Annotated in this window: 9 protein-coding genes and 1 pseudogene; 7 read left to right on the top strand and 3 right to left on the bottom strand. The window is 51.6% G+C overall.

Annotated features, from left to right (window positions below):
* The 3 genes from ACFP6B_RS09775 to ACFP6B_RS09765 all read right to left on the bottom strand — a co-directional run.
* Positions 1–1610 (bottom strand): N-6 DNA methylase (locus tag ACFP6B_RS09775; RefSeq protein WP_377129615.1); only part of this gene is annotated, 1610 nt, incomplete at its 3' end.
* Between the two features lie 77 nt (positions 1611–1687).
* The gene (locus tag ACFP6B_RS09770) at positions 1688–2131 is read right to left on the bottom strand and encodes a hypothetical protein (RefSeq protein WP_377129613.1); all 444 of its coding nucleotides are present in this window, start codon (positions 2129–2131) and stop codon (positions 1688–1690) included.
* Positions 2132–2334: 203 nt separating this feature from the next.
* Positions 2335–2520: a hypothetical protein gene (locus tag ACFP6B_RS09765; RefSeq protein ID WP_377129611.1), complete on the bottom strand. Its 186-nt coding sequence runs from the start codon at positions 2518–2520 to the stop codon at positions 2335–2337.
* A 172-nt stretch (positions 2521–2692) separates the two neighbouring features.
* Here ACFP6B_RS09765 and ACFP6B_RS09760 point away from each other — a divergent pair.
* The 7 genes and pseudogenes from ACFP6B_RS09760 to ACFP6B_RS09730 all read left to right on the top strand — a co-directional run.
* A pseudogene (locus ACFP6B_RS09760) lies at positions 2693–3040 on the top strand (CpaF family protein); the annotation flags it as partial.
* The gene (locus ACFP6B_RS09755) at positions 3037–3891 is read left to right on the top strand and encodes a type II secretion system F family protein (protein WP_237199760.1); all 855 of its coding nucleotides are present in this window, start codon (positions 3037–3039) and stop codon (positions 3889–3891) included. The pseudogene ACFP6B_RS09760 and the gene ACFP6B_RS09755, both read left to right, overlap by 4 nt.
* Positions 3888–4823: a type II secretion system F family protein gene (locus tag ACFP6B_RS09750; protein ID WP_377129609.1), complete on the top strand. Its 936-nt coding sequence runs from the start codon at positions 3888–3890 to the stop codon at positions 4821–4823. The genes ACFP6B_RS09755 and ACFP6B_RS09750 overlap by 4 nt, the downstream gene beginning before the upstream one ends.
* A 63-nt stretch (positions 4824–4886) precedes the next feature.
* On the top strand, positions 4887–5084 hold the full coding sequence (locus tag ACFP6B_RS09745; protein ID WP_237185563.1) for a hypothetical protein: 198 nt from the start codon (positions 4887–4889) through the stop codon (positions 5082–5084).
* A 9-nt stretch (positions 5085–5093) separates the two neighbouring features.
* Positions 5094–5480 (top strand): TadE/TadG family type IV pilus assembly protein, encoded by a 387-nt coding sequence (locus tag ACFP6B_RS09740; protein WP_377129607.1) that lies wholly within the window; start codon positions 5094–5096, stop codon positions 5478–5480.
* Complete coding sequence (locus ACFP6B_RS09735; protein ID WP_377129605.1) at positions 5461–5919, top strand: pilus assembly protein TadE; 459 nt, start codon at positions 5461–5463, stop codon at positions 5917–5919. Before ACFP6B_RS09740 ends, ACFP6B_RS09735 begins: the two co-directional genes overlap by 20 nt.
* Entirely contained in the window at positions 5916–6407 is a 492-nt protein-coding gene (locus tag ACFP6B_RS09730) for a pilus assembly protein TadG-related protein (protein WP_237185389.1), read from the top strand. Before ACFP6B_RS09735 ends, ACFP6B_RS09730 begins: the two co-directional genes overlap by 4 nt.
* Positions 6408–6457 lie beyond the last annotated feature (50 nt).

The following is a 6457-nucleotide window of genomic DNA, read 5'->3' as shown; positions in this document are numbered from 1 at the left end:
TTGGGGTTGTATGGGCGGGTGTTTGCGGTGGTGCGGGGGTTGGTGTTTTTGGCTGCGGGTGGGACTTTTGAATAAGCCTCATTATCACCTCTCTCGATCCATCCGCCTCGTCCTCCAGCATGGTCATCATAAGGAGGATTGCCAATTACAACTTGAATATTGGTATCTCTTTTAACTTTATTAGCAGCTATGCGTTGATTAGCAATTAGCTGTGCTGAGAATGTTAATTGATCGCTTGAACCAGATTTAGGGTTTTCGAGTGTATCAGCAACAAAAAAATTTAGACCTTTCTTGGGGATTGTTACCCCTGCCTGGGAGAGCGCATTCGAAATCCTAAGTTCTGCAACTGAAAATGGCCCTGACTGGATTTCAATGCCGTATAAACGTTGCATCAGGGCAGCGAGAGCTTCTTGCTTCGCCCCAGGGCCATATTGTTCACTGGCTTTATTCGCAACGTACTTGATGATTGATAGCGGATATGTGCCAGTTCCCATTGCTGGATCAATGATACTAACATTCGGATTGCGTAGACCGCCCTCTCGCCCCATAATTTCTGTTAAAACATTATCGGTGAGCCTGGTCATTGCTTCTACTACAGGAATTGGTGTGTAGTAGGAACCGGTAGTTTCACGAAGCTCCCGGTCATACTCAGCAAGAAAATCTTCGTACAAGTGTAGATAAAGTTCATCGCCTTGTTTTTCAAGTGATTTCCAATCAACTGCTGATAAGACACGAATCGCAAGGTCAATGATTGGTGAAACTGATGTATGTCGTATATGATCCGTTAGGTATTTCAGCATCCGACCGATTAGCGTGTGCTGAGAGTCTTCAAGTTTGAAGCCAATCTCCGATAGCGGCTCATTGTTGAGATCAATACCTTCACTTACCGCTAGTAAAAGCCCAAAAATGATTGTTTGAGCGAATCCATCCGCAAATTGTTCGTCTTTTGAACCCGGTGAAATAAGCTTTTTCCAGTCTTTTGCAAGATTTAGAAAAATTAAGCTATCTTCGTTTTCTTTGCGCTGCTGTGCTGCCCTGTCAGAAGTTAGATTTTCTTGTACTTCAAGTTTAATAATTCGCGCTAGAGGGGCGATGGTGCTGATAAGCTTTTTAGTGCTAGTAATTCTAGTTGGTTCCCAGTGGATAAAATCATAAATCAACTCATCTAGATTGTTTGAATAACTGAAACTTTTTGGAGCATTGCGAAGATTACTGATGTGAATATTTGCTGGGTCACCAATTGGTTCTCCGTATCTCCATAGACGGAACTCTGTGCCGTTTGTATAAAGGAGGTTTGGTAGCTCTTTGAGGTTCTGCCACTGCTTGTAGTTATGGCTATTTTCCTTGAAAGTGCTGGGGTCTAAAGTGGTTCCTGGTTTTTTAAGTTCAATGTGACCACATAGGGCTGAGTTGATGTGCATGCCAAAGTCTGGGCGGGCCCCCTTTTCGCTGTACTCTGGATGCAGAACAATATCTAAATTGTTTGATTCACCAATTTTTTTAAAAAGTTGTGAGAAGGGTATTTTTAGGGCTTCTTCTTGCCCTCCAGCGGAGAGTTGAACTTTTGCATCTTTTACGTATTCGATGATGAAATTTTTAATTTCCTTCATTTTTATCCTTTTTGATAAATTGTTTATATTCTAAACTTTTTAGGCACAAATTTATTATGTATGCTTGCTATCTTTCCTTATCTGAGATCTAGTTCTTCCATGACTTCGTGCAGTGGGCGTCCGGGGAGTTTGCCGATTTCGTCGATACCGCCTTGTTCTTCGACTCTTTTGAGGAACTCAAGGTCTCCGATGGCGTCCAGGGCTCGTTCGTAGAACTCTGGTTTGACGAGCACTGCTTTGCGTTTGCCATCCATAGTGAGGGCTATGGGGGCCTTTTCGAGTGTTGTGATGTGTTCTTGGATGTTGTCGGTGAGCTGCTCGGGGGTTATTGATTGCATGGTTGTTTGGGGCTCTTCATGCATGTGGTCAGGGTGCGAGGTAGCATCGTACTCAGGTGCTGTATCTTCATAGGCACGGCCCTCTTTGTATGCGAGAGCTTCTTCGTGCATCTTCTTGACCTCTTCCTCAAGGTATTTAGGGTCTACAGGGCGTTTTTTGAGCATATCTTCGAGGGTGGTCAATTCTTTTCCTTTGCTCTCAGCGGGTGCAGATAGGCTCTTTGCTCTTCTGCCTTTATCCATGGCGGGTGATGCCTGAGCCTACTGGGGTGATAGCAGGGCATTATCCACTGCTCCTGGGGCCTATGCGTTCTATAAGGTTATGTTCTGTTGGAAAACAAGGGGGAGGGGAGCCGCTGGGGTAAGCAAGGGCTGGCTTAGGGTGGCTACTCTTCTGCGTGGAGGCCTGAGGGACGTTTACGGAGGAAGGCTCTGCGTGCTTGGGCGTCTGCATTGAAATCAGGTGCCATATCTTCATAAGCACGAGCTTCTTCTTCCATCTTCCTTACCTTCTCTTCGAGGATTTCAGGATCAATGGGACGTTTTTTGAGCATGTCTTCGAAGGTGGTCACAGCTGCTCCTTAGCCGTTGGTTGTGTCTTACCCCTATTTTACGTTGGGAAGTCAATCTGTTACCGGCAGTAGGCGCCTTCTGGACTGTGGGTAATAGTGTTACCTAAGCTGTTTAGCTGGTAATTATGGTGATGGAAAGGGCCTAGCGGCAAAACCCTATAGATAACTGGTGCTCTGTACTATCCACGCTAACTCAGCTCGTGACGCAATCACGAAGATGTGTACCCTTCCACTCTTGGCCGGCGATAACATTTCGAGTTCGTTTGTCGTCCCCACCGTGGCTTCTTGCTTTGATTTAGTGGTTCACTGCGACCGTAATCTGCGGGGCAAACGGCAGGTGCGAGAGATTCTTGCCGTTGGTAACCGGGTCGAAAACGGGGTGATTGAAACCAGCACACTGTTTAGACGAGAAGGCGATCAGCTGGTATGTGTTGCTTCTGAGGTGCCTTCGCCTGAGAAATTTATTCGTGCTGGCTACGCCCCTGAGACCCTTCTTAACTGCGAGGGAGCACTGGCATGAGTGCTTTATTCGGGCTGATGTTCGGTATCGGCGCGCTCTTAATCTATATGTCCTTTTGGGAGCTCCCCGCTAAGGAGAAAAAAGAACGAAAAGCCCCGGCGATACAACAGCTGCTGCGCCAGGCAGACCTAGAAAAGTTCACGGTAGCTATGTTTTATATGGTTTCTGCTGTAGCTGCTCTTGTTGCAATGGTGCTGACCTTCGCGTTGACCTCACTGGTTCCTCTGGCAGCCCTCGCTGCGGGCGTTGGGTTCTTTAGCCCTCGGTTAGTGGTTAAGCATCGTGCTGCTCAGCGGCAGGCCCAGTTACGGGATTTATGGCCGGATGCTGTGGACCATCTGCGGTCAGCAATCCGTGCAGGTTTGTCGCTTCCGGACGCTCTCATGCAGCTTCAGTACCGGGGGCCGGAGCCCCTGCGTCCAGCTTTTACTAGTTTTGCTTCAGACTACCGTGCTAGCGGGGAGTTCCTTCCAGCCCTCAATCGTCTAAAAGACCGCTTGAGTGACCCCACCGCTGACAACATCATTGAGGCCCTCAAAGTTACTCGTGAGGTGGGTGGAACTGATTTAGGTCGTCTTCTGGGGACTTTGAGTACTTTCCTCCGTGAGAACAGCAGGACACGCTCTGAACTTGAGGCTCGACAGTCGTGGACGGTTAATGCTGCCCGCCTTGCCTGTGTTGCTCCCTGGGTCGTCCTGGGCCTTATGGCTACACAGCCGAGCACGATCAGAATTTATAACAGTTTTGCGGGTTTCCTAGTGTTAGCGAGCGGCCTAGCCCTGACCGTCATCGCTTACAGGCTGATGATGCGTATCGGTGCTCTGCCGGAAGAGAAGAGGGTGCTGGCATGAACTTTTCCCTTCTCCTCGGCCTTTTCCTAGCGGCAGGAATCTGGCTGGTACTTTCGAGTATCTGGACCCAGCGCCATGAGAGCTTTGCAGACCGTATAGCGCCTCAGCTTCGTGCGGCGGAGCTTAAAAAGAACCGCCCGGACGCACCGTATAGCACGCTACCTGAAGGTATTTACGGGGCGAGCGCTGCCCTCCTTGCGCCGTGGGTTGAAAAGCTGTACCGGAGTCTTGGTAAGTCTAGCTTTGATACGGTGGCCCTCGAAAAACGACTTACCCAGCTAGGTGGGAATCTGACAACCGCAGAGTACCGGGTGCAGCAGGTGCTCTGGAGTCTCTTGGCAGCTACTCTCTGTATTTGTTTGGTGGCTGTGGGGCTCGCCCAAGGGACGGTAAGTTTTGTGCCGGGAGTTCTGCTGATTGTTCTGGGCGCCTGTGCTGGCTTCCTTGCACGCGACTATTGGCTGTCTCAGCAGATTGCAAAACGGGAGAAAGCCATGCTGGCTGAATTTCCTGCTTTGGCAGAGCTCATGGCCCTATCTGTTACCGCTGGGGAATCTGCCATCGGGTCGCTTGAACGGGTGGTGCGGAGTTCGCAGGGAGAGCTTTCTCGCGAGTTCCAAACTATTCTCGCGATGACTCGTTCCGGGGAGTCCCTTGTGGTCGCTCTGCAAAGTTTTTCGCAGCGTACCTCGGTAGCAGCCCTATCCCGTTTTGTGGATGGCCTGGTCGTAGCTATCGAGCGTGGCACGCCCCTGGCAGATGTCTTGCGGGCTCAGGCCCAGGACGTCCGCGATAACGCTAAACGAGAGCTCATGGAAACTGCGGGAAAGAAAGAAATCGGGATGATGGCCCCCGTCGTTTTTCTGATACTTCCGCTCACCGTATTGTTTGCGATGTTTCCTGGCCTTTCCCTACTGAATCTTAACTTCTAAACCCGCCCGCTTGGGCACCTTCTATCACACTCATATTCAAAGGAGAATCCCATGAAGAAGTTCATGACCGACACCTACCTCAAGGCCCTTCTCACTATCTTTGCGCCTCTGACAAGCCAGGACGACCCTGAGCGCGGGGACGTGCCTGGCTGGGTAATGATCACGATGATGTCGGCTATCCTCGTGGCCGCTATCTTGGTGGTTGCTCAGGACGCCCTCGTCAACATGTTCAATAACGCAATGGCAATGATTAACCGTTAGGAGAGCCACATGAGAGCTGTGCCCCCTGAGAAGGAGAGAGGTAATGCAACGGCGGAGTTCGTGATGGTATCTGCCTTAGTTGTCTTACTTTTTCTAGGCGTTTTGCAGGTTGCTTTCGCGCTGTTCACCCGTAACGTGCTGCAGGACGCTGTATCTCAGGGGGCCCGCTATGGGGCCATGCTCGATAAAACACCGGCTGACGGAGAAGAACGCACCCACGAGTTGCTGTATTCGGTGCTGCCTTCCCACTACTCAGCAACGATTAGCAGTTCTGTTACCCAGTGGCAGGGGGCGGACGCCGTGCAGGTCACCGTGGTTGCCCCGGTGCCTCTCATCGGTCCCTTTGGGGTAGCTGCCCAGTGGGAGGTGAGTGGTCATGCTGTGGTTCGGCGATAAACGCGGTGATAGAGCTGTAGATACGCGAGAGGCAGACGACCCTGAGCAGGGCAGCGCTCTTGTTGAGTTTATTGGACTGGGTGCCCTGTTGATGGTACCCACGGTCTATTTTCTGTTATCAGTCTTTTCGATGCAGTCGGCTGCTTTTGCAGCTTCTAACGCCAGTGCCCATGCGTTACAGGTGATTCAGTTTCTACCGCCGGAGCAGCGTACCCAATCTGCTGTGCAAGCGATTGCCGCTTTGACGGCTAGCGACTTTGGTTTAGAGGCCGAAACCATTACTGCCACGCTGAGCTGCGAGGACGTCTGCGCCCAGGGCGAGCGAATGACGGTAGATGTCACTGTCGAGGTTGGGCTGCCTCTGGTGCCCTGGCCAGGGGCACCGACTCTTGCCACTATGACCTCACAGGCTGTGAGTTGGGGAGGAGACTACTCATGACACAGATTAGACAGACCCAGCTTCAGCGGAGGCCGTGCCATGAGGCCACCGAGCGCGACGCTGAGCGGGGAAGCGTCCTCCCACTCATCGTGGGGCTGTGCCTGGTGCTTCTGCTGGTCGCTTCCACCGTCGTTGGAGTAAGTTCCGTCTATCTTGAAAGACAGCGTCTACAGTCTTTAGCCGACCAAGCGGCAACGTCCGCTGCTCAGCGTATTGAAGGCATCACCGCGGTGGGGGAGACCCAGGCCCAGGTGACCCTCACCAGTGCCGGGGTGCAGGCGTCCGCTCATACCTTTCTGCAAGAAAGCGGCGCCGGTACCGACTTCTCCCACCTGACCTTAAACCCCGCAACCGGGGCGTCGGGAAACAACACTGCGGTTATCGTCCTTTCTGCCAGGGCCCACCCGCCCTTACTCTCTGTTGTGCTACCTGATGGCGTCGATATCACCGTTACCGGCCGGGCGCGCGTCATCACCACCCAAGATTAGAATAGAAGTGCTCTGCCCCGTCAGCGCAAAACAGGGGCAAAATCGGGCGC

It is taken from the genome of Rothia nasimurium, from assembly GCF_042660305.1.
Classification (GTDB): domain Bacteria; phylum Actinomycetota; class Actinomycetes; order Actinomycetales; family Micrococcaceae; genus Rothia; species Rothia nasimurium.
Note: the sequence above shows the minus strand (reverse complement) of the source record. Positions and strands in the feature narration are given on the sequence as shown.

Coding starts and splice junctions, on each gene's coding strand:
- ACFP6B_RS09755 (WP_237199760.1), top strand. CDS start 3,037: ATGAGTGCTTTATTCGGGCTGATGTTCGGTATCGGCGCGCTCTTAATC.
- ACFP6B_RS09750 (WP_377129609.1), top strand. CDS start 3,888: ATGAACTTTTCCCTTCTCCTCGGCCTTTTCCTAGCGGCAGGAATCTGG.
- ACFP6B_RS09745 (WP_237185563.1), top strand. CDS start 4,887: ATGACCGACACCTACCTCAAGGCCCTTCTCACTATCTTTGCGCCTCTG.
- ACFP6B_RS09740 (WP_377129607.1), top strand. CDS start 5,094: ATGAGAGCTGTGCCCCCTGAGAAGGAGAGAGGTAATGCAACGGCGGAG.
- ACFP6B_RS09735 (WP_377129605.1), top strand. CDS start 5,461: ATGCTGTGGTTCGGCGATAAACGCGGTGATAGAGCTGTAGATACGCGA.
- ACFP6B_RS09730 (WP_237185389.1), top strand. CDS start 5,916: ATGACACAGATTAGACAGACCCAGCTTCAGCGGAGGCCGTGCCATGAG.